The organism is Salinimonas sediminis, assembly GCF_003429285.1.
Taxonomy (GTDB): Bacteria; Pseudomonadota; Gammaproteobacteria; order Enterobacterales; family Alteromonadaceae; genus Alteromonas; species Alteromonas indica.
In genome coordinates this window covers 224,785-244,085 of record NZ_CP031769.1, presented here as the reverse complement: position 1 = coordinate 244,085, position 19,301 = coordinate 224,785, and the positions used below count along the sequence as shown (strand labels likewise).

21 protein-coding genes are annotated in these 19,301 nt (G+C 50.2%); 12 read left to right on the top strand and 9 right to left on the bottom strand.

The genetic code is table 11. The annotated features are described in order from the left end of the window. Positions 1-127 precede the first annotated feature (127 nt). Positions 128-610 (top strand): DUF2721 domain-containing protein, encoded by a 483-nt coding sequence (locus tag D0Y50_RS01170; RefSeq protein ID WP_108565782.1) that lies wholly within the window; start codon positions 128-130, stop codon positions 608-610. Between the two features lie 62 nt (positions 611-672). Here D0Y50_RS01170 and D0Y50_RS01165 read toward each other — a convergent pair whose 3' ends face one another. Together D0Y50_RS01165 and D0Y50_RS01160 are read right to left on the bottom strand one after the other, a co-directional pair. Continuing rightward, positions 673-1,293: a flavin reductase family protein gene (locus D0Y50_RS01165; RefSeq protein WP_108565783.1), complete on the bottom strand. Its 621-nt coding sequence runs from the start codon at positions 1,291-1,293 to the stop codon at positions 673-675. Positions 1,294-1,364: 71 nt separating this feature from the next. Then, positions 1,365-2,417, bottom strand: coding sequence for a 5'-methylthioadenosine/S-adenosylhomocysteine nucleosidase family protein (locus D0Y50_RS01160; protein ID WP_117315100.1), 1,053 nt, complete (start codon positions 2,415-2,417; stop codon positions 1,365-1,367). Positions 2,418-2,604: 187 nt separating this feature from the next. Between D0Y50_RS01160 and D0Y50_RS01155 the strand changes: the two genes are divergently transcribed. After that, positions 2,605-3,690: an alpha/beta fold hydrolase gene (locus D0Y50_RS01155; RefSeq protein WP_117315098.1), complete on the top strand. Its 1,086-nt coding sequence runs from the start codon at positions 2,605-2,607 to the stop codon at positions 3,688-3,690. A 78-nt stretch (positions 3,691-3,768) separates the two neighbouring features. Here the strand turns inward: D0Y50_RS01155 and D0Y50_RS01150 are convergent, their stop codons facing one another. Then, positions 3,769-4,596 (bottom strand): DUF4198 domain-containing protein, encoded by an 828-nt coding sequence (locus D0Y50_RS01150; RefSeq protein ID WP_117315096.1) that lies wholly within the window; start codon positions 4,594-4,596, stop codon positions 3,769-3,771. Next, entirely contained in the window at positions 4,593-5,645 is a 1,053-nt protein-coding gene (locus D0Y50_RS01145; protein WP_117315094.1) for a PepSY-associated TM helix domain-containing protein, read from the bottom strand. The genes D0Y50_RS01150 and D0Y50_RS01145 overlap by 4 nt, the downstream gene beginning before the upstream one ends. Positions 5,646-5,995: 350 nt before the next feature. Between D0Y50_RS01145 and D0Y50_RS01140 the strand changes: the two genes are divergently transcribed. Further along, positions 5,996-6,874: a LysR family transcriptional regulator gene (locus D0Y50_RS01140; RefSeq protein ID WP_117315092.1), complete on the top strand. Its 879-nt coding sequence runs from the start codon at positions 5,996-5,998 to the stop codon at positions 6,872-6,874. Between the two features lie 30 nt (positions 6,875-6,904). On the opposite strand, the gene D0Y50_RS19440 is transcribed toward D0Y50_RS01140, so the two are convergent. Continuing rightward, positions 6,905-7,069, bottom strand: a complete 165-nt coding sequence (locus tag D0Y50_RS19440) for a hypothetical protein (protein WP_170145430.1) — start codon at positions 7,067-7,069, stop codon at positions 6,905-6,907. 354 nt (positions 7,070-7,423) lie between these two features. Here D0Y50_RS19440 and gpmA point away from each other — a divergent pair, with 354 nt between their 5' ends. The 3 genes from gpmA to D0Y50_RS01125 all read left to right on the top strand — a co-directional run bounded on the left by gpmA (position 7,424) and on the right by D0Y50_RS01125 (position 9,445). After that, positions 7,424-8,170, top strand: coding sequence for a 2,3-diphosphoglycerate-dependent phosphoglycerate mutase (gpmA, locus tag D0Y50_RS01135; protein WP_117315089.1), 747 nt, complete (start codon positions 7,424-7,426; stop codon positions 8,168-8,170). Between the two features lie 161 nt (positions 8,171-8,331). Beyond that, positions 8,332-8,904 carry a flavodoxin family protein gene (locus D0Y50_RS01130; RefSeq protein ID WP_108565790.1) on the top strand — a complete coding sequence of 191 codons (573 nt, stop codon included), beginning with the start codon at positions 8,332-8,334 and terminating at the stop codon, positions 8,902-8,904. Positions 8,905-9,004: 100 nt separating this feature from the next. Beyond that, positions 9,005-9,445 carry a DUF3859 domain-containing protein gene (locus D0Y50_RS01125; protein WP_117315087.1) on the top strand — a complete coding sequence of 147 codons (441 nt, stop codon included), beginning with the start codon at positions 9,005-9,007 and terminating at the stop codon, positions 9,443-9,445. Between the two features lie 12 nt (positions 9,446-9,457). Here the strand turns inward: D0Y50_RS01125 and arsB are convergent, their stop codons facing one another. The 4 genes from arsB to D0Y50_RS01105 all read right to left on the bottom strand — a co-directional run bounded on the left by arsB (position 9,458) and on the right by D0Y50_RS01105 (position 12,255). Further along, positions 9,458-10,471, bottom strand: a complete 1,014-nt coding sequence (gene arsB, locus D0Y50_RS01120) for an ACR3 family arsenite efflux transporter (protein ID WP_108565792.1) — start codon at positions 10,469-10,471, stop codon at positions 9,458-9,460. Between the two features lie 15 nt (positions 10,472-10,486). Next, positions 10,487-10,954 (bottom strand): arsenate reductase ArsC, encoded by a 468-nt coding sequence (locus D0Y50_RS01115; RefSeq protein WP_117315085.1) that lies wholly within the window; start codon positions 10,952-10,954, stop codon positions 10,487-10,489. Beyond that, the gene (locus D0Y50_RS01110; RefSeq protein WP_108565794.1) at positions 10,951-11,295 is read right to left on the bottom strand and encodes a metalloregulator ArsR/SmtB family transcription factor; all 345 of its coding nucleotides are present in this window, start codon (positions 11,293-11,295) and stop codon (positions 10,951-10,953) included. The genes D0Y50_RS01115 and D0Y50_RS01110 overlap by 4 nt, the downstream gene beginning before the upstream one ends. A 72-nt stretch (positions 11,296-11,367) precedes the next feature. Continuing rightward, positions 11,368-12,255 carry a LysR family transcriptional regulator gene (locus D0Y50_RS01105; RefSeq protein ID WP_117315083.1) on the bottom strand — a complete coding sequence of 296 codons (888 nt, stop codon included), beginning with the start codon at positions 12,253-12,255 and terminating at the stop codon, positions 11,368-11,370. A gap of 107 nt (positions 12,256-12,362) precedes the next feature. Here D0Y50_RS01105 and D0Y50_RS01100 point away from each other — a divergent pair, with 107 nt between their 5' ends. The 6 genes from D0Y50_RS01100 (at position 12,363) to D0Y50_RS01075 (ending at position 19,223) form a co-directional block, all read left to right on the top strand. Further along, complete coding sequence (locus D0Y50_RS01100; RefSeq protein WP_117315081.1) at positions 12,363-13,538, top strand: MFS transporter; 1,176 nt, start codon at positions 12,363-12,365, stop codon at positions 13,536-13,538. A 129-nt stretch (positions 13,539-13,667) separates the two neighbouring features. Continuing rightward, positions 13,668-14,483 carry a 2,5-didehydrogluconate reductase DkgB gene (dkgB, locus tag D0Y50_RS01095; protein WP_108565797.1) on the top strand — a complete coding sequence of 272 codons (816 nt, stop codon included), beginning with the start codon at positions 13,668-13,670 and terminating at the stop codon, positions 14,481-14,483. A gap of 1 nt (position 14,484) precedes the next feature. Beyond that, positions 14,485-15,438 carry an alcohol dehydrogenase catalytic domain-containing protein gene (locus D0Y50_RS19435; RefSeq protein ID WP_170145429.1) on the top strand — a complete coding sequence of 318 codons (954 nt, stop codon included), beginning with the start codon at positions 14,485-14,487 and terminating at the stop codon, positions 15,436-15,438. Between the two features lie 204 nt (positions 15,439-15,642). Continuing rightward, positions 15,643-17,376: an alpha-amylase family glycosyl hydrolase gene (locus D0Y50_RS01085; RefSeq protein WP_117315079.1), complete on the top strand. Its 1,734-nt coding sequence runs from the start codon at positions 15,643-15,645 to the stop codon at positions 17,374-17,376. Between the two features lie 174 nt (positions 17,377-17,550). Further along, positions 17,551-17,976, top strand: coding sequence for a Zn(2+)-responsive transcriptional regulator (zntR, locus tag D0Y50_RS01080; protein ID WP_117315077.1), 426 nt, complete (start codon positions 17,551-17,553; stop codon positions 17,974-17,976). Continuing rightward, positions 17,973-19,223: an SO_0444 family Cu/Zn efflux transporter gene (locus D0Y50_RS01075; protein WP_117315075.1), complete on the top strand. Its 1,251-nt coding sequence runs from the start codon at positions 17,973-17,975 to the stop codon at positions 19,221-19,223. The genes zntR and D0Y50_RS01075 overlap by 4 nt, the downstream gene beginning before the upstream one ends. The last annotated feature ends 78 nt before the right edge of the window (positions 19,224-19,301 follow it).

Genomic DNA, 19,301 nt, shown 5'->3' with positions numbered 1-19,301 from the left:
GCATTTTATGAATGTAGAGAGGTATTGTAGGTAACTTCATTAGCGCCACTCATACTTTTTTTGCATGAAAGGCGAAGCATTTGCATAGCATCCAACTGTTATCCGCGTTTAACCAGAGAGTATATAGGTGAATACATTAATACCCAGCTTGTCGCAGCTTATTGAATTTGCCGTTGCGCCAGTATTTTTGCTAACGGGTATAGCCGGTTTTCTAAGCGTAATGTCAGGCCGTTTGGGCCGCATTTCTGATCGGGTGAGAATTGCCGAACGGCGTATTCAAACCCTTGCTGATCCGCAGTTGGTCGAACGCTCAAAACAGGAAATTATCCTGCTGTGGAGCCGGGTCCGCGCGGCCAATTGGGCTATCGGCTTTTGTGTAGCGTCAGGATTAATGATTTGTTTAGTAATCGGCCTGTTGTTTGCCGGGGCGCTTTTGGTGATTGATTTAAAATTCCCCATCATCCTATTATTTGTGCTGGCCATGCTATTGCTTATCTGTGCCTTAATATTATTTTTGGTGGAAGTGCGCCTGGCTACCCGGGCCGTAAATATTGTGCGTACCATCCACAAACCGGTCAAACTGCGTAATGGCCCGCAGCCGGGCCTTTAGGGGGGCAGGGCTGCGCTCATTACGGGGCGCATTCGCGATAGCCGGCGGCCTTGCCAATTAACTTATTGCGGCCGGGCCAGAAAGAATTTATTCGCTTCACTTAAGGTGAAGTAATCGCCCGGCCCGCCTGCCCGCAATACCGGCTCGCCAGCCAGAGTCTGATAACTACCATCACGCAGGGTGTCGCGATGTAAATGAACCGCTACCACTTCGCCCAATACCATCCAGGTATCGCATGGCTTACCCTGACTATCCTGCAACCGGATGATTTGGGTTTTGCGGCATTCCATAATCGCTGGGCTGGCGGCCACATGAGGCACGGCTACCTGACGGGAAGCGCCTTTTGGTAAATCACTTAGCGTAAATTCGTCTGTCTGGGCATCAACCATCGCGCTGGTCTGGTTCATTTTTTCCAACAGCGGCTTGCTCACCAGGTTCCAGCAAAACTCGCCGGTTTCTTCAATATTTTTTACCGTATCTTTATAGCCCACACTGGCAAAGCCAATAATGGGTGGAGTGTAATTAAACGCATTGAAAAAGCTGTACGGCGCCAGGTTAACCTGACCCTCACGACTTTGGCTGGATATCCACCCTATGGGCCGCGGCGCGATGATAGCATTGAAAGGATCATGGGCCAGCCCGTGGCCACTCGCAGGTTCATAATAATGATAGTCTTGCGACATAAAAGATCTACCTTAGCGTGTTGATGAATGGTGTAGCTACGCATTGCGCTACCGAACAGATTCAGTTGCCGTTATTGCCGGGCCAGTTCGTCCAGCAAAGCAAACAGCATATTGGCCCCTACCCTGGCTCCCGCTTCATCATAAAGATGCTCTACGTTAACCCCTTCTTGCCCGCCCGCCAGATCGCTTACCGCGCGAATGATTACCCAGTCTACCTCATTGATGGTACATACCTGCCCTACCGCGGCAGACTCCATTTCGGTGACCTGGGCATCAAATACCTCCCGGGTCCACTGACGGTATTGACGATTATCCATAAATACCGAACCGGTTACGCCATTTCCACCTACTTTAAGCTTCGCCACCGACTCTGAAGCGATATACTGCGCCGGTAGTGTGTCGATAGCCCGCTGGGCTGCTTCGAGTAAACGGGGCGTGGCCGTAAAATAAGGCGTGTCTTGCGGGCGGTCCATTCCTTGTTTAATAATCAACACTTCGTCGGGATGAATAAACCCAAATGGCTTATAGTGAGGCTGGTGAGGATCCTGGGCCCGCCGCTGCGGCTGTTCCTGCATAAAGGCCGCGTAATATTCCGGTAGAATATATTCGCCCTGGGTTTTGCTGTCAGCATTTACTGGGTTGGCGTAGACACTTTCATCATGGTAATACCAACGTTCCGGCACGACCACATCACCCGGGTTAAGTTGTGGGTTCACCGCACCCGCAATGCCCATATACACCACTTGTTTTACCGGGAAATAATCAAAGGCCATCTGCATCGACAGCGCCGCATTGGCAATACTCATACCGGTGGCAAAAATTATCACCGGTTCGTCATGATAGGTGCCTATGCGATAATGTATTCCTTTATACTGCACTACCTGATTAATGTGGGCGGCATCGTCTTCTTTAATACGCGCCAGAATCCCTTTCATTTCAGGCTCATAGGCCACTACAATGGCCGTGAAACCCGGGCTGTTAAATGATTTAGGCCCGTAACCAACTGGCGCCGCCTCGGGGGGCCCGGTTAGCGCGCCATCCAACGACGCGCACCCATTGAGCAAGCAAATTAACAGCACATACAACAATAAAGCCAGGGACGAATGCGGTTTGTGCAGCGCCATAAACAAGTTCCGAATAATGCGAATTAAGCTTTACCATAGCAATAAAAACGTATGGTGAGAATGTGTAATGATACGCGTGAATGATTGCATCCTACAGCAGGTTGGCGCAGGATAGACCCGCTAACAAATGAGCTGTCGGCAGTTATCAAGCGTACTTGCAAACAATAAAAATACGGTGAGGTAACACATGAAGATATGGTTTTTGGCCCTGGCGCTGGTAGTTAGCGCTAACCTGGCGGCCAAACAAACAACGCCAGCCGCTGCGGCAGACTATTCTGCGTTGCAATATGATGGCCGACTAACCGGCGTACCTTATCCATTTAAGGTAAGTACATTTGTCTTTGAGTCGCAGGGTAGCGAGTTAGAGATGGCTTACATGTATTTGCCTCCCAAAGAAGATTTTCCGGTGATTACGCTATTGCATGGGAAAAACTTTAACGCTGCCTATTGGGAGACCACCGCACGCTGGTTGCATGAACAAGGCTATGGGGTTCTCATGCCGGACCAAATTGGCTTTGGAAAATCGTCTAAACCTACCGATTATCAATATAGCTTTGCTACGCTCGCCAACAATACCAAAGCCTTGCTCGACAAATTAAGCATCGTACGCACTGTCGTGGTAGGACATTCCATGGGCGGGATGCTGGCTACCCGTTTCGCTCTGCTATTTGAAAAAACCACTCAGCGACTGATTTTAGTTAACCCTATCGGGCTGGAAAACTACCTGGTTTATGAAAATTACAAAGATGTCGATAGCCACTATCGTGGCGAGCTAAAAAAATCGGCAGACGATATCATTAATTATCAAAAGCAAAACTATTACGACGGAAAATGGAACCAGACATTCGCCAGCCATGCAGAATTTCTGATGGGGTGGGTGCAAGGTGCTGACTGGCCTATTCTGGCAAAAGTAAGCGCGTTAACTTACGACATGATCTTTACTCAGCCAGTAGTGGAAGATATGCAATACCTGAGCATGCCCACTACATTAATTTTAGGCACCCGGGATCGCACCGCGCCAGGCCGCGACCAATTAAAAGACAACGTGAATAAAACCCTTGGGCGTTACGACAAACTCGGGGAGACCACCAAAGCCAGAAACAGCAATATTCAGCTGGTGGAATTGAAAGGGTTGGGGCATTTACCGCAAATTGAAGATTTTGATCGCTTTAAAGCGCCTTTTCTTGAAGCTATAGCTCGAAAGGCAGCCAATAAAGAGAAATCGGCGGAGCCAGCAAAAACCGTTCCCTCGGCCAACGTAGCGGCGCAATAAACGCCTAAGCGCCACCCGCTCGCTGAGGGTGGCGCTGGTTAAAGGGGTTATTGCCCCGCTTATCGTTAAGTTACGGCCTTAAAGTGGCAGTACTTCCAAGGTAGTCACATACATACCCTGACGTTTTTTAGCCGGCGCAGGGGCTTTACCATCAGCGTACTCTGCCTCCAGCCAGTACATTCCAGGTTCGTCTAACGTAAATGAAATATAGCCCTTCTCGTCGGTTTTCTGAGTGAGGTTGCTAGCATTATCGCGATATTTTTCGCCCTCTTTAACCACCGTAATTTGCGCGCCTTTAGCCGGCTCGCCGTCAATGGTAAACGCAAACTCAATACGTTCGGAAGTGTACAAATCATTGGGGTGGGTTTTAGCTACCAGCTCCAGGCCTTGGCCGGATGTTTTCAGAACGCTGTCAGATGGCTGCCCAGCGGTAACAAATACTTCGATACGGCGCGTGCTATAGCTGACTTCCAGATTTTTCGCCTGCTTCGGCACCTGCTTTTCAAACTGTTCAGCTGTGCCGGTTTTACCCCGTCCAGGCCAGAAATGCCGTTCGCCCTGCGCGTCTTCCCAGCGGGCCATCAGGGTGCCTGATGCAGAAGCAATTTTGTAGGTTCCCTCTTCGACAAGTTGCAGGTCAAACACACTGCGATACTTCAGTTTTTGCTGGTGTTGTAAGTTGACTGCTTTACCAGAGGGAGAAGTAGCCTCAAGACTATCCAAACCCATGGCTACATGGTCCGGGGTGAAAATACCATTGGCGATGGCAGCATCAAAGCTTACCCATTCGTCCTGGCCGGAGACCACCGTAGTGGTGGGTTTGATCCAGGCGCGATGGGCCTGCGACACAGGGCTCATGGTCAGTAACGCCAGCGCACTAAGACCGAAAATTAGCTTTTTTTTCATTGTACTGCCTCCAAAGTAAGTTCGATTGATGTAAGTTCATTATTACCACTGGCTTTGTGTGCAACGGGCTGGGTAGCCGGTAGGGTTAATGGGATGCTCAGAACTTCCCGCCCACCCAGCTCACGGGCCGCCTCGACATACAGGGTGTACTGTCCTTTTGCTACTGTTTTAAGTGTATCGGCTAGCGCGATAGTGGCTGTGCCGGGGCGCCGGGTGGCTCCACTTACGCCATCCACCGGCAGGGCCAGAGACCGCCCTGAGCGGCGCCACCACAAACGCAGATCTTTCAGCCACTTTTCACCTTTATGGTTGTCCATCTCAGTGTCATACCACACCGCAATATCCTTTACCCGCTGTTCGTTTTCATCGGCCAGCCAAACCGCAACGTACGGCGCATGATATTCAGCCACGTTAATGCGCGGCAGGGTGACTTTAAGTTCGTCGGCCTGCACATGGGCGGGGATCATCAATAGGATGACCGGTATTATCAGCCCTGCCATAACCAACGGCCAGGTAGACTTGCGGCCTTTAGCATAACGTTTAAGCAACAACAGTCCGGTTACCGAAAACACCATGCAAGCCACGGCAAATACATCAATAAAAAACTTCCAAATGGCTCCGGTATTACGCCCTTTATGTAAATCGTTCAAATACGACACCACGCCGCGCGAGGTCGTTTGTTGATAAAAATCGCCGTTATTCAGGTCAACCGAGAACCAGCGATCGCCGCCCGCGCGGGGTTGCGCTACATATAGTTCACTGTCGCTCCACTGAGCAGGTACATCAGCATTAAGTGTCATAGTGGTTGTTTCCTCATACCAGTCTAAAAAGGCTTGGGGTAATGCAGTGTTAGGAGATAGGCGCGCAACCAAGGCGCTGGGCACCTGGCTTTCAATTTCACGCGTACTTGCTTCGCTTTCGATACTGGTAGCGTGGTTTAGCGTAATACCGGTAATGGCAAACAACAACATACCTATCAGGCACACTGCTGAACTAATCCAATGCCAGTTTTTAATATTCCAGAAGTGGCGGGACATCCAGGATTTCATGAATCTATATTGCTCTTGTTGGTCATAGTCGTTTTAACGCTGGGTTGATGAAGCGTAGGGGTTGTGCAGCACAAACCGGGCAATAACAGGGTATGCTTAAATGGCTAAGGCGGGCGCCGTGGCCACTCATATTGCCAAAGCGCGCCATAAACCGATAGTTGTCACTTTCATCCCGCATTTACCGAGTTTTAGCGCGATATAATCGACATCTTCAGGGGGCTCCCCATACTGTAAAACCCTTTGCTTTGGTCACAATAAAGCAAAATGAGAATTATTTCCATTTGAGATTAAAAATCCACATGAAATTGTGCTGTTGTGGTTCAGAAGGCTGTAAGGAAGCATGTTTTTAAATGAATATTAAACTACTCAGGTCACTGAATGTATTTGTAAAAGTGGCGGATGCAGGCAATATGAGTGCGGCTGCGAAAGCATTACACATGACGGTTTCAGCTATCAGCCAGCAGTTGCGTAAACTCGAAATGGATATTGGATTGAGTTTATTTAATCGCAATACCCGCCACCTTAGCCTGACCGAAGCCGGCCGTATTTACTATCAAAGTAGTGTTAAAATGCTGGACGAAGCACAACGGGCACACCGTCATATTGAACAGTTGCAGGAGAGCCCTTCCGGCGAGCTCAAAATTACGGCGCCTATCGGGTTCGGGGGCGGGCTGCTAAGCGCCCCGCTAAAGCGGTTAACTGCGCAGTTTCCACGAATCAGGGTGTCGCTTGATTTAACCGATTACCCCGACGATGTTATCTCCTCGGGCGCTGACTTAACACTAAGCCTGTACGAAACTCAGGATACTAACCTGACGTGCATTCATTTGGCTACCTGGAATTGGGTAATGTGTGCCGCGGCCGACAATCCGGCTGCGCAGGTTAGACATTTTTCTGAGCTGGGAGAATATGTGCATCTTGCCCACGAGCAAATGCAAACCAAAACCGCAGTTTCGCAGAACCAGGAACATGCTGTAGTACCCGCGCCGGGGATGACAGTAAATTCCATGCAAGGTCTGATTCAATTGACGGTCGATGGGCTTGGCTACGGCATATTGCCGGAACCGGAAGTCAGGCACTTTATTGCGCAGGGTAAATTAATTCAAATATTACCGGAATGGGCGCTGCCCCAATACAGTGTGTTTGCGGTGTTCCCCCGACAAGACGTAACCCCAAGCAAAACACTGGCGGCAGTGGAATGTCTGCAACACGAGTTTGCCCAACTATAGCAAGTACACCCCGGGTTATTGAAGGTCGCTTTAGTGAGTAAGACGTTTGGGTTTATCCACCAGTGCTTTGGTACGGGTCCCGCGAGCTTTGTAGCGGTATTGTTTAGGGCTGGCATCTTTAATATGCTCATGAACATCCTGACTTGGCCGAACAGGCCGTTGCTGTGATTTGCTAAGATTCAGTCTGAAACACATAAGAATTACTCCGTTTTGTATTGTCGCCGGCCCAGGTAGCCCTGCTAGAAATACTGTCACCGTCATTGTCAGGCAATCGATGAACGTTGGTTAAAGCCGTGGGGTGGGTTCCGCCCGGCGTTTACTCTGTATATCTGCACTGCGCTTTGTATTGAATAACTTGTATTGCATAAAGGCGTTGCACAACGTGTGCCAGAATAAAACCCTGGCCGTACCAGAAGGGAAAACGCGGGTACGGCTGGATCTTTGCACGCTGATAATGGATGATATCGACACATAATGAATAGTGCGCTGGTCAGCGCGGCCAGCTCCCAATTCACACTCTCAGGTAACTAGCATTGAAGGTAATTTTATATGTATAAACTGGTACTTATCCGCCATGGCGAAAGCCAATGGAACCTGGAAAACCGTTTCACCGGCTGGCACGACGTCGACTTGACTGAAGCTGGGGTGGTTCAGGCCACTAACGCTGGTAAATTGCTTAAAGATGCTGGGTTCGAGTTTGATCTGGCGTACACTTCAGTCTTATTGCGCGCCATTAAAACACTGAATATTGCATTGGAAGAAATGGGCCAGCATTACCTGCCGGTAGAGCGCCACTGGCGTTTGAACGAGCGTCATTACGGGGCGCTAACAGGCCTGGATAAAGCAGAAACCGCTGAAAAACATGGCGAAGAACAGGTTAAAATCTGGCGTCGTAGTTTCGATGTTCCCCCACCGTCAGTTGATACCGACAGTGAACATTTTCCTGGTCACGATCGCCGCTACAGAAACATCGACCCGTCTATTTTGCCAAAGGCAGAAAGCCTGAAATTAACCATCGAGCGGGTGCTTCCTTACTGGCATGATGTTATTCGCCCCAGTATCCAGGATGGTAAACAGGTGATTATTGCTGCCCATGGGAACAGTTTACGTGCTCTTGTGAAATATCTGGATGGCATGAGCGAAGAAGAAGTACTCGAGCTGAATATACCTACTGGTGTACCTTTGGTATATGAGTTGGATGAAAACCTACAGCCGGTCTCAAAAAGCTATCTGGGCGATCCAGACGAAATTAAGAAAATGGAAGAGGCAGTGGCTAAACAGGGTAAGTCGAAGTAACCCGCTGTTCTGTTGATCTGCAAAAAGCCGTGCTTAAAGCACGGCTTTTTTTGTGCTTGGTACAGGGTGTAGCGATATTTTGTCTCAATAACGGCCCTTGCTTCGCGCTAAAAGCGCGGTTGTTTCGTATATAAGCTTTCGCTATTAATGTTGGAAGTAAAATGCATATTGTAACGGTATTTCACAGTGGCTACGGCCATACGCGTAAATTAGCTGAAGCATTTCATCTTGGCCTGAAACAAGATGAACGGGTCACTGCGGCGTTGGTAGAAATCGATGAAAATGGCGATATTACCGACGGCCAATGGGCTTTACTCGATGAGGCTGACGCCATTATTTTTGGCTCGCCCACCTATATGGGGATGGCCTCGTGGCAGTTTAAAAAGTTTGCTGATGCTTCAAGCAAACGCTGGTCTGAAGACAAATGGCGTAATAAGGTCGCCGGCGGGTTTACAAACTCAGCCTCCATGAACGGCGATAAACACTCTACCCTGCACTACTTTTTCACGCTCGCTTCACAGCATGGTATGTTGTGGGCAAATATGGGAATGAAAACAGCCAATAGCAAAGATGCCCAGCGCGATGATATTAATTATGTCGGAGCTTTTGTGGGGTTAATGGCGCAGTCGCCGGCGGATGCTGACACCAGTGAGGCGCCGGGCAAAGGCGATTTAGCAACGGCCGGCGAATATGCTAAACGGGTGATTGAAGTCACCGCTCAATGGTGTAGTTAGGGTGTAGTTAAACCGCTAAACATACCTAAGCACCGTCTTACGAGACACGACGGTGCTATAACGCTCTGCTACAATTACGCATTTTTCGGAAGCGTGGAATATGGCCAAACGTAAACCGCTGGTAAACATGACCAGTTATGGTATTTATAATCAGTGGGACGCGGGCTCCCGTGAGCTACCCAAAATACGCCATATCACCACCTCAATACCCGGCGAGCTGGATATTGAGTTTGGCTATATTGTGAATATTAAACAAGCTAAAAACGCCCGCCTCACCTACTGTATTTACCACCCGGATATCTGTGATGACAGCGGCCAGATAATGGCCCCGTTTGAGGGACGCGAACATGTTCGTACAAACGACTGGCACTTTTATTTAGGAGACACACTATGGGCACCGGTTGAAACAAAAACCGGACCATGGCGAATGACACTAAGTTTGGATGAAACCCTGATTGCCGATAAGACCTTCATGGTTGAAGCAGAAGCGCCCTATGAGGGCGCTTCGTTCTGGCGACGGGGTAAATTAAAATTCCGTTAAGCGGACTTAAAATCAGGCAAACCAGTGCCGGGTTCGGTTGGCAAACCAGACCAGCGACAACATTACCGGCACTTCAACCAACACACCCACAACGGTGGCTAGCGCCGCGCCTGAGTGCAGCCCAAACAACGAAATTGCTACCGCTACCGCCAGCTCAAAAAAGTTAGAGGTGCCAATCATACAGGCGGGCGCCGCTACGTTGTGTGGCAAGCCCATGCGCTTGGCCAAAAAGTACGCAATGGCAAAAATACCATAGGTCTGCAACAGCAAAGGGATGGCAATAAGCACAATGCTTTGCGGTTTTTCCAAAATAGTGGTGGCCTGAAAACTGAACAACAATACCAGGGTTGCCAATAAGCCGATCATCGACAATGGTTTCAGCTTGTCGACAAGGGTAGGCAGAGCGTTTTCGCCACGCTGACTCACCACTTTACGGGTAATCACGCCTGCGACCAGCGGCAATACCACATACAGCACCACTGACAACAACAGCGTATCCCACGGTACGGTAATATCAGACACCCCAAGTAGTAACCCGGCCAGGGGGGCAAAGGCAAAGATCATAATGAGGTCATTAACCGAGACCTGCACCAGCGTATAATTTGCATCACCTTTGGTCAGATGACTCCATACAAATACCATCGCGGTACAAGGGGCAACGCCCAATAGAATCATACCGGCGATATACTCATTGGCAGTCTGGGGGTCCACCCAGTCTGCAAAAAATCCTTTAAAAAATAACCAGCCCAATAAAGCCATAGTAAAGGGTTTGATAAGCCAGTTAATGATCAATGTTAAAGCCAGACCTTTAGGTTTTTTACCAACATCTTTAATCGCGCCAAAGTCGACCTGAATCATCATCGGGTAGATCATCAGCCAGATAAGCACTGCCACAACCAGATTTACATGCGCCACTTCCAGTGATGCGATGGCGGTGAACACCTCAGGCGCCAAGCTCCCGGCGGTTACACCAGCAATAATACACAGAGCTACCCATAAGGATAAATAGCGTTCAAAAAAGCCCATTTAATACATGCCCCTCTAATTTGCACCAATTTTATTCAGCGCCACCCGCAAGGCATCACCATCCAGCTTGGCTGCGGCGATCCGCTTCAGGGCTTGCGCGCGGCTTTCAATTTCACTGATAACCTGCCCAAATGCGTCGGCCTGAGCCTGCTCATCGGTGATTTTTGAAGGATCGTTCAGGCCCCAGTGTACTTTTAATGTTTTCCCAAAGTAGACCGGACAAGCTTCGCCGGCGGCTGAATCACAGACGGTTACCACTACATCCGGGCCAAATTGCTCAAAGTCATCCCATGACTGGCTGCTTAACCCGTCGGTGGCATAGCCAGCTGCCTTCAGGTATTGCAAGGTCAGTGGATGTACTTCGCCGGCAGGCTGGCTACCGGCGCTGCGTGCTTCAATTTCCTGCCCCGCCAGCTGATTTACGATAGCCTCGCTTAAAATGCTGCGGCAGCGGTTGTGGGTACAAATAAATAGTATTTTCATTGCTCATCTCTTACGTTGCAGGAAGAACAGGCCGCCTCCGCCAAATTACGCTGCGCGGTCGTTAAATAGGCCTGGTGGTGGTGTTCTGTGGTAGTTAGCACATCCTTTGCCCAGCCGGGTAAAGCCGGATGTAAGCGGTAATATACCCATTTACCCCGGCGTTCTCCGGCCACCAGGTCGCACTTGCGTAAATCGGCCAGATGACGGGATATTTTCGGCTGGCTGAGTTGCAGGGCATCAATTAAATCGCACACACACAATTCCTCATTGCCCACCAGTAACAGCAGCACTTTTAGCCGGGTATCATCAGCCAGACATTTATAAAACGCTAAAGGAGACATACGCCCTCAAATATGAAATTTCACATATATGGAATACCATATCTTTTTTATTGCGCAGTGTCTAGCGTAACGTTACAAACATAAGCGGGGGGAAATGAAGTCCAGAAAAGCCATAATACGCGACGATACTGCGCTATTCTTGTAATACACCGCGTGCACCGACTCCCGTCGATTGCCCGGGCGGACCGCTTCGGGCAATACCCGACACAGTCGTTGAGCAGCAATATCTTCCTGGCACATAAAATTAGACAATAGCGCAATCCCTTGCCCGGCAAGACATAACTGTCGGACGGTTTCACCGCTGCTGGCGGAAATCGAAAACGACAGCGGCAACGGCTCCTGTAATGGCCACTGATTAAGCCGGGGAGCATCGGTAAAACCAATTAACCGGTGCGCCGCCAGATCAGCGATCGTGTCGAGTGGGCCGGCACTGGCCAAATACTCAGGTGCCGCGACCAGATGTAAGGAACTGGTACCTAACCGCCGGGCGTGAAGGTTTGAGTCCTGCATGTCACCTATTCGAATAGCAATATCCGTTTTGAACTCAAGCAAATCAATAATATTGTCATGGGATGTCAGCTCAAGAGTGATGGCTGGAAAAGCGCGGGTAAAGTCGCCGATATGGCGGGTAAGCTGGTGATAAACAAACGGGCTGGCGGCGTCGATACGCAGGCGGCCGGCCGGCCGGTGCTTGAGTAACCGCAACGACTCTTCCCCCTGAGCCAGCATATTTACCCCCTGCCGGGCGTAAGTAATAAATAATAAGCCTTCTTCGGTCAGTTCAAGCCGCCGGGTAGTCCGGTTCAGTAAGCTACAACTCAGGCTTTTTTCTAACCGGCTGACCGCTCTGGATACTTTGGCCACTTGCCAGTCCAGCAGCGTGGCAGCAGTAGAAAAGCTGCCACTGTCCACCACCATGATAAAGGCTTCCAGATCTTCTGTTTTCGCCAACACCGTCATGTCGCCACCTTTTCATTTTTCACAAAAGTGTTTTGTCACCTTTGCTGTTTTTAGCCGCTATCCAGGCAGGCATTATGCGCACATTAATTCTAATGAGGAAATCTGTTATGCCTGTTGCGTTGTTCGCGCTTACGCTAAGTGCTTTTGCTATTGGTACCACCGAGTTTGTTATTGTAGGGCTGGTGCCTACTATTGCTACCGATTTAAATGTGTCTTTACCCTCGGCGGGGCTGCTGGTGAGCCTGTATGCGGTGGGCGTGGCCGTCGGCGCGCCAGTATTAACTGCGCTGACTGGACGCTGGAATCGTAAACATGTGTTGTTAGCGCTGATGGCGCTGTTTGTGGCAGGTAACCTACTTGCCTGGCAAGCGCCAGGTTATGCCAGTCTGATTGTAGCCCGGTTACTGACTGGCCTTGCCCATGGCGTGTTTTTTTCTATCGGTTCAACCATCGCGACCGGCCTGGTGGCCCGCGAAAAAGCCGCCAGTGCTATTGCGATCATGTTCACCGGCCTAACCGTAGCGCTGGTTACCGGGGTCCCCTTAGGTACCTGGATTGGACAAAATTTTGGCTGGCGGGCAACCTTCCTGGTAGTTTCCGGCCTTGGGTTACTGGCGTTTATTGGCAGTGCATTACTGGTTCCTAACAACCTCAAAAAAGCCGTACCCGCCGGCTTGGCAGAACAATTTCAGGTGTTGGTTCAGCCGCGCTTGCTATTGGTTTATCTGATGACGGCATTAGGTTACGGCGGTACCTTCACTACCTTCACCTACCTGGCGCCTATTTTAGAACAGCAAAGCGGCTTTGCTTCATCTTCCACGGCGCTCATTATGCTGGTATATGGCGTGTCGGTGGCGATAGGGAATATCGGGGGTGGCAAACTTGCCGATAAGTACGGTCCCATTAAAGCATTAACATTCATTTTCGCCGGGCTGGCGCTTACGCTGCTGGCTTTTACCTTTACGATGAACATGAAATCAGCCGCCGTGGCTACCGTGTTGGTATGGGGCGCATTTGCGTTTGGTAATGTGCCAGCGTTACAGGTCTATGTGGTACAGCTGGCAGGCAAATATACGCCAGCTGCGGTGGATGTTGCAGCAGGCCTGAATATTGCTGCTTTCAATATTGGCATCAGTGTTGGGGCCATTACTGGCGGATTTATTGTAGAGCACATGTCACTTCAGGATACCGCGTGGATTGGCGCAGCCATTGCGCTATTAGCGCTGGCAGTGACGCGCTATTGCGGGGCGCTGGACCAACGTAGTCCTCAGGCAATTGGCTGAACTACCTGGGAGCTGTGCCGGATGGTGGCTGATCGGTAAAAACAGACCAGTCACCGCACAGAACTTGTACTTTCACCTAACTATAACCACCTGAATTATCCAGGTACCTATTAACTTCAGGAGTGAATTATGACAAACCATAGCACTATGCCGCAACTTGGCGCGGGTACATTTCGGCTAACCGGCGATGAGGCTTATGAGTCAGTAAAAATGGCACTTGAAGAAGGTTATCGGCATATCGATACCGCACAAATTTATGACAACGAAGACGCCGTGGGCAAGGCTATTGCCGATAGCGGTATCGCCCGCGAAGAATTGTTCATTACCACCAAGGTGTGGAACGACAATCTGAGTGAGCGCGCGTTGCTGGATAGTGTAAAACAAAGCCTGAAAAAGCTTCAGCTGGAGTATGTTGACCTGTTGCTGGTGCATTGGCCGGCGCCGCCTGACAATACGCCGATGGAAACCTATTTGGGCGAAATGGCCAAAGCAAAAGCGCAGGGGCTTACGCGCAATATTGGGGTGTCTAACTTTACCATTGCTCATTTACGCGATGCTATCGAGATTTTGGGCGCCGACGAAATATATACGAACCAGATTGAAGTTCATCCGTACCTGACGAACGAGAAAGTCCGCCAGTTCGCTGCGCAGGAAGGCATTCACATTACCGCGTATATGCCTTTTGCAGTAGGCAAGGTATTAAAAGATAAAACCATTTGCAATATCGCCAGTGAAACCGGCGCCAGTGCGGCGCAGGTAGTCGTCGCATGGCAATTGGCCCATGGTATGGCAACCATCCCGTCTTCCACTAAGCGGACGAATTTGCAGGATAATCTTAAAGGCTGCCAGCATTCCCTGTCAGCAGATGAGATTGCTACAATTGACCAACTAAATTGCGGAGACCGGCAGGCCACCCCTGACTTTGCTCCCCAATGGGACGAATAATATGACACCAACGCGCTATACCACCTGGCAGTTTCAGGGCGCTAATACTCCCCTGGTACTAGGCAGCGGCGGTGCTGTAGAGCTCGCCGATGACGAATTGCTGATAGAAAACCAGACCAGTGGTATTAATCCGGTAGACTGGAAATTCATTGAAAGTGATCCGCTGGCGTGGCCGCACGGCCACACCCCCGGGGTAGATGGCGCCGGGGTGGTAGTGGCGACGGGCGCTGGGGTTGCGGATAACTGGCTGGGTACCCCGGTGGCTTATCACTGCGCACTGGACGCCCCGGGTAGTTTTGCTGCCAATACAGTGGTTAAGGAAAATCGGGTTATGCGTATACCGCAAGGGCTGCCTTATGATCTGGCGGCAGCCTTGCCTTGTCCATTACTAACTGCTTGGCAGGCAGTCAGTAAAATTCCCTACGCTACCCACGCTCGCGTATTAGTTGCCGGGATGGGTTATGTGAATAAGCTGACGGTGCAATTGCTGCGTCAGGCGGGTTTCAGTGTCGATGTTTTATCGTCCAGTCTGACTATAGATGGCGCCACCCAATTGGGCGCAGACACATTATTTCGCCAGCCTGAAGATATTGATAAAACGTATCATGCGGTTATCGATGCCGTGAGCCCGGATAATGCCGCGCAGCTGGTGCAACATCTGCAGGCAAATGGACATGTAGTATGTATTTTAGGACGTATCGAGCAGCCGGTGGATGCGCCTTTTACGCGTACTATTTCCTATCACGAAGTCGCTCTGGGTGCCCTGCATCAATACGGCGATGCCACAGCTTGGCAAGTGTTGATGCGCGAAGGAGAAGCGCTATTAGGCCAAGTAGTACAAGAGCGCCTATGCGCTGATATGCCAGCTGTGTACCCTTTTAGTGAATTAAATACAGCGTTAGCGCACAGCCAGCAACACAAACAAAAGACGGTAATCGGTAAAGCGCTCAGCTAACCTTAACGATGGCCAAAGACAGGTTCACGAGCCTGTCTTTCTTTTTGTAAATTTCTCCATGCTCACAGTAACTTGCGTGTAATTACTTCCACTTTTTGCGCCCTCGCTACTGGCTCACCATTGATTTTGCTTACAATACTACTATGGCATCCTGCTTGCTCATGCCATTGAGCCGGGTGTCGGCATTTAGTGGAGAGTAATAACATGTCATCGTTTAACGGAATGCTGGGCGTTACGCCTATGGAAAGCGGCTTTCAATTTGCCGTCTGGGCCCCTAATGCCAGCGCAGTCAGCCTGATTGGTGAGTTTAACAACTGGGATGAGCAGGCTTGCCCCATGGAAAGTGCCGAGGGCGGCTTATGGTGGTGCCACAGCGAGGCGGCGCAAAATGGCCAGGAATACAAGTTTGCTATCACTACAGCCGATGGCACTGTACTGCAAAAAAATGATCCCCGCGCCCGCCAGCTTACCAATAGCGTTGGTAACAGCATTATTTACGCCGATGATTATCAATGGCAAAGCGATGATTTTACCCCCACAGAAATTCATCAGGCGGTTATTTATGAATTACACATTGGTACCTTTGGTAAAGTTGATGAGGAAGTAGGCACTTTCGATAATGCTATCACCCGGCTTGATGAATTAGCCGAGCTGGGCGTGAACACCATTGAACTGATGCCGGTAAACGAATTTGCCGGTGATTTAAGCTGGGGCTATAACCCTGCCTTTCCGTTTGCCGTAGAGCAAGCCTATGGTGGTCCTCAGGCACTTAAACGCTTCATAGATGCAGCGCACCAGCGCGGCCTGTCAGTGATTATGGATGTTGTTTATAACCATTTTGGGCCAAGCGATTTAGATATTTGGCAATTTGACGGATGGCAGGAAAACGATAAAGGCGGCATATATTTTTATAATGACCATCGCAGCGCCACGCCATGGGGCGATACCCGTCCCGATTATGGCCGCGAAGAAGTTCGCCAGTATCTGCTGGATAACGCATTGATGTGGGTGGAAGAATACCGCGCTGACGGTTTGAGAATGGATATGGTGCCCTATATGCGCAGTGTATCGGGCGCCGATGATGGCAGCGACGACATACCGGAGGCGTATAGCCTTATTCAACAGATAAACGGGGAAATTAAAGCGCGCTACCCGCAAAAACTGACCATCGCCGAAGATCTCCATAGCCACCAGTTTATCACCAATAACGTGGAAGACGAGGGCTGTGGCTACAGTGCCCAGTGGGATGCCGCTTTTGTGCACCCGATACGGGCGCTGTTACTTACCAGTAACGATGATGAAATTAATCTAGATGGATTGGAAGCTGCCCTGCACCATCATTATAGCGGCCGCCCCTTTGCCCGGGTGGTATACACCGAGTCCCATGATGAAGTGGCCAACGGCCAGGCCCGGGTAGTAGAGGAAATAGCCCCGGGCAACGTCGATGCCGACTATTTTGCCCGGAACAAAGGTATTTTAGGCGCTGCTATTGTGTTGACCAGTTGCGGCATCCCAATGCTATTCCAGGGGCAGGAATTTAAACAGCATGGCTACTTTACCGATGGCGATGATATCGACTGGCGCCGCCGCGAACAATTTGGTGAGTACCTGCATGCGTTTAACCAGCTTATTCGATTGCGCACCAATGCCGAACATCAAAGCGCTGGCCTTACCGGAGCCTTTACTGAGATTGTCCATAAAGATCAGGCCAATAAAGTACTCGGCTTCATGCGTACCAATGAGGTTAATGATAAACCAGTGTGGGTTTATCTGAATTTATCCAGCGTGCATCTGCCTGAGTATGCTCTGCATGGACTCCCCCAGAATCCGCGCTGTCTGTTCGCCTGGCAAGAAGGGATAGCTACGGAAGGAACACAGTTGGATGAAGGTACGCTCACACTGGCACCTTATAGTATTACTATTTTGGGTAACCAATAGCTTAAGCCTGCTTAATCGCATGTAAATATTAAAATAGATAAATACGATTCATAAAAACTGATAGGGGCAGAATGCCACTCGCGCTATTATAGCCCCTATCAGCTCCCGCCTCATTGTAACTGCTGTCGGTTTATGCTTGACTCTGGAGTAGACTCCAGGGTTTATACTAGATATATGAAAACATCAGTCACGCACAAAATCGGCGAACTGGCTAAACAGGCTGGGGTGTCGGTAGATACAATTCGATTTTACGAAAGTAAAGGTTTGGTCAGTGCATCAATGCGTTCTGAAGCTGGCTACAGGCTGTTTTCCAGTGATGATCTTACCCGTTTGCTGTTTATTTCCCGTGCCAAGCAGGTGGGCTTTACCCTGGATGAAATCAGTGAATTGCTGGATTTAAAACTACACCCCGACGACCATACGTGTCAGGAAGTGAAACAACGCACCCAATTTAAGATAGAAACAGTAAGTGCAAAGATTGCTGAACTGGAGCGCATTAAGCGTTCTCTGGTTAGGCTTCACGAGGCATGCGGTGGCACGTCGCAAAGTACGCGCCAATGCTCAATTCTTCAGTTGCTGGAGACGGATGATTTATTATGAATGAGACTATGCTATTGCTGGAAAATTTTCTTGCCCTGTTCATGGAATCAGCGCCCTGGTTATTGTTGGGCTTACTGGTAGCAGCGGTGATGCACGAGTTAGTGCCGGTAAGTATGTTGCAGCGCCATATGGGTAGCGACAGTATTACCGCTATCGGGAAAGCGGCCGTGATAGGCGCCCCGCTGCCGCTGTGTTCCTGTGGGGTTATTCCTGCTGCCGTAGGGCTGCGCAGAAGTGGCGCATCCAAGCCCGCCACGGTGTCTTTCTTAGTTTCCACGCCGGAGACTGGAGTAGACTCAGTAGCGGTGTCTTATGCGTTATTGGGGCCCCTTTACGCGATTGTGCGGCCGGTGGCTGCCATCTTTAGTGCACTGTATGCCGGGATTATGGTGAAACTGTTTGCTGAACCCGATGGAATGTCCAAAGCTGCGGCGGCGTCACGCGCTACCAATACTTGTGGTAGCTCAGCAACGCCTACTATTAAGGCTAAGCAAACGGAAACGCAACCCAGTTGCTGTGCCAGCAGCAAACCAGTTGCAGCCGCAGCTTCGGCCTGCTGTAGCAGCGCTGCGCCAACGCCGGCGCCAAGCCAAAGCTGTTGTGGTGACAAAAACGCCGCAAGTAACCCTGGCGCGACGGCAACAGCCCCCAGTGCACCAGGTAAAATTACCGCGATGTGGCGGTTTGCCACCGGCCAGCTACTTGAAGATATTGCGGTTTGGTTGCTGGTAGGTTTGGCGCTGGCGGCGGCTATCCAAACCTGGGTCCCCACAGACTTTTTAACCCAGTGGGGTGATGGTCTGATGGCGATGCTGGTAATGGCTTTTATTGGGGTGCCTATGTACATTTGCGCTACCGCATCCACGCCGATTGCCGTGGGCTTTCTGGCGGCCGGCTTATCGCCTGGCGCGGTGTTGGTATTTTTATTAGCGGGGCCGGCAACAAACGTCTCCACTATGGGAATGATTTTAAAAGAGCTCGGCCGGCGTTCCCTGATGCTGTATGTTTTTAGTGTAACCTCAGCCGCTATTGGTTTAGGTTATCTACTGAACTGGGCCGTGGCCGTTTTTCAGTGGCAGTCATTCATTGTGACCACCGTTGGCGAACATGGTCATGGCGGTATTACTGAAGCGCTTTATGCTTTATCAGCCGTAGTGTTGGGGGCCTTGATGGTGCGTATCGGCTGGCAAAAAAGCCGGGCCTGGTTACATCAGGGCCAGGTGAAGCAGGACAGCTGCTGTAGCTAACCACAGATACTGCCAACGCTGCGACAATATGTCGCATGTTGGCAGGCCATTTCAATAGGTAAAATGCACGCGAATCAA